Source organism: Microcystis sp. M53602_WE12 (assembly GCF_030065455.1).
GTDB classification, from domain to species: domain Bacteria; phylum Cyanobacteriota; class Cyanobacteriia; order Cyanobacteriales; family Microcystaceae; genus Microcystis; species Microcystis aeruginosa.
The window spans coordinates 1-2,202 of sequence record NZ_JASJFB010000100.1 but is presented as its reverse complement, the minus strand read 5'-3'; the positions used below and the strand labels follow the sequence as shown (position 1 = coordinate 2,202).

The window sequence follows — 2,202 nt, the reverse complement described above, 5'->3', positions numbered from 1 at the left end:
CGAGAATTTGAAAATAAAGAAGAACTGGAAAAAGTAGTCAATCAGCTTTTAAATGAAGGGGGATTGATTATTAAATGGAGTAGAAAACTTAAAAATAAGGGTAATGCTGTCAATGTAACTTAAATGCGTAAAAGCTTATTAAGAAAATGGATCAAGAAGGTTTTTTTCAAAGAAACCAACCACACTGGTCTAATATCATAGTGCAGCCTAATGAAAATCTGAGCATTCTTACTAAAGGTTCTGGAGCCGATAAATGTGTAGAACTTGTCAAAATAATATTATCTGATACCTCTGATGGTGTAAGAGAGCTAATAAAAAAGACCAAAGAGGAAATTAGTCCTGATGTTAACTGGAATGAACATTTAATTTCTAAATGGAAAAAAGAGTTTCATGTCATCCTACCTAGAGTAGATTTGATTGATGAGCAACTACAAGAATCGTCTGAATCGGAGGATTTATTTTCTGAAGTTAGAGAGAAGCTAGACTCTTTTGAAGAAGAAGAAAACGAATTTGCTAAAATTGAATACGATGGGGATATTTTTCAAGAAAATGAATAACTGAACTATTAAACGCCAAGGAATTTGAGAATAACGCAATTGTATCGGAAGGGTGAGTTCCCTAATGCAACTTCTACCGCTCCACTAATAGATTTTTGGGGAACGCACCATGCACATTGATTGAAGCTGTAAGTCTAGGCGTTGCTGAATCAAGGTATGAATGCCAACTGTGCATCGTATCCAAAAGTTAGTTTGGGTCTAGCGGCAAGATGTAGGCAGAGTAGTCAAGTGAAGTGTCCCATGCCTGAGCCTCACCTTGTATAGAGCCGACAAATGACTTTAGGATACAATGACGATAAAAGCTAGTAGCCAGTTGGATATATTTGTTATGGCATTAATATCCCGTGTTGTTCACAGTGATCCCGACATTCTAGGGGGAACCCCTGTTTTTGTAGGAACTCGTGTGCCGATGAGAACCCTACTTGATTATCTTGAGGCTGGTGATTCATTAGAGGTATTTCTAGACCATTTTCCCAGTGTCAGTCGAGAACAGGCGATCTCAGCCCTTGAATTAGCAAAGGAAATGTTGACAGCCTATGCGAATCCTGCTTGATGAATGCGCCCCACGCCCGTTAAAGCGTGAGCTTGCCGATTACGAGGTATGCACAGTTGTTGAGATGGGATGGTCAGGGAAAAAGAACGGTGAGTTGCTGAGGCTGATGAGTCAGGAGGGTTTCACGATTCTCCTCACTACAGATCAAAATTTGCGTTATCAGCAAAATTTACAGCAAACTGGAGTGGCAGTTATTGTTCTTGTAGCAACCAGCAACAAACTTTCTGACTTACTTCCCCTAATGCCAGATGCCTGTAGCGTATTAGATAAAGTCTCTCCAGGAGAAGTGATTGAAGTTGGAGGCTCCTGAAAGTTGTGTTGGCGAAAGCAGCATAACTCCGCATCCCTGGCGATATCTCGATCCCAAATCACGGGAATCTGCTGTTTAGCGATTAATTCGGCTTCTTCTCGACAAATAGCCCGAATTCCCACGGGTAAGGTCGGTAAACCCATTTCTAACACCCGACGCATCACACAGGCGTGGTTATGGTGCGATCCTTCGTACTCAAAACGCATATCGCCATGGGCATCAATTTGAACCACCGTAAAAGGGTCCGATAAAGCTTGTCGATAAGCTTGTACTACTCCCGTGGTGATAGCGTGTTCACCCCCGACGGCGACGACAAATTTATCATCGGCAATTAAACGAGAAACTGTAGCTGTGGTGACGGCTAACATCTCCTCGGCGGACAATTGCGGTTGCTGACGGGTGTCGGCGATCGCACCATGGGTATAGATGCCCACTTCTAAACAGGTTTCCCTCTTAAGTTCCTCGTCATAGGCTTCCAATTGTTGGGAAGCAGTAATCACCGCCGCCGGTCCAGTTTCACAACCCTTGCGATAGGTGGTGGTGGCCTCGTAGGGAATCGGCAGGATCACGGCCTTAGCTGTGGCGTAAGTGGCGATCGCTTCACTCCCTAAAAATTGTTCGCTACCGGTGGCGCAAGACAATAACATGGGCAAATCACAGAAAATTTTAGTCTAATCCTCCATTATAAATATTTTGACTATTTTTGTCTATCTCAACTGACCCCAGACATATCTACTGCAATAGCCGAAAACCCTGACCCATCAATGGATACATCCCTCGAT

General features: G+C 43.1%; 3 protein-coding genes and 2 pseudogenes. 4 read left to right on the top strand and 1 reads right to left on the bottom strand.

Translation table 11 applies throughout. From position 1 onward, the window contains the following. The 4 genes and pseudogenes from PX482_RS04255 to PX482_RS27620 all read left to right on the top strand — a co-directional run. Positions 1-123, top strand: a pseudogene (locus PX482_RS04255) (IS630 family transposase); the annotation flags it as partial. A gap of 23 nt (positions 124-146) precedes the next feature. Then, on the top strand, positions 147-557 hold the full coding sequence (locus PX482_RS04250) for a hypothetical protein (protein WP_288024938.1): 411 nt from the start codon (positions 147-149) through the stop codon (positions 555-557). 289 nt (positions 558-846) lie between these two features. Then, positions 847-1,110 (top strand): DUF433 domain-containing protein, encoded by a 264-nt coding sequence (locus PX482_RS04245; protein ID WP_002757287.1) that lies wholly within the window; start codon positions 847-849, stop codon positions 1,108-1,110. Then, positions 1,094-1,420, top strand: coding sequence for a DUF5615 family PIN-like protein (locus PX482_RS27620; protein ID WP_002757286.1), 327 nt, complete (start codon positions 1,094-1,096; stop codon positions 1,418-1,420). Before PX482_RS04245 ends, PX482_RS27620 begins: the two co-directional genes overlap by 17 nt. 32 nt (positions 1,421-1,452) lie before the next feature. Here the strand turns inward: PX482_RS27620 and speB are convergent. Next, positions 1,453-2,067 (bottom strand): annotated as a pseudogene (gene speB / locus PX482_RS04235) (agmatinase); the annotation flags it as partial. Between the last annotated feature and the right edge of the window lie 135 nt (positions 2,068-2,202).

Coding starts and splice junctions, on each gene's coding strand:
- PX482_RS04250 (WP_288024938.1), top strand. CDS start 147: ATGGATCAAGAAGGTTTTTTTCAAAGAAACCAACCACACTGGTCTAAT.
- PX482_RS04245 (WP_002757287.1), top strand. CDS start 847: ATGACGATAAAAGCTAGTAGCCAGTTGGATATATTTGTTATGGCATTA.
- PX482_RS27620 (WP_002757286.1), top strand. CDS start 1,094: ATGCGAATCCTGCTTGATGAATGCGCCCCACGCCCGTTAAAGCGTGAG.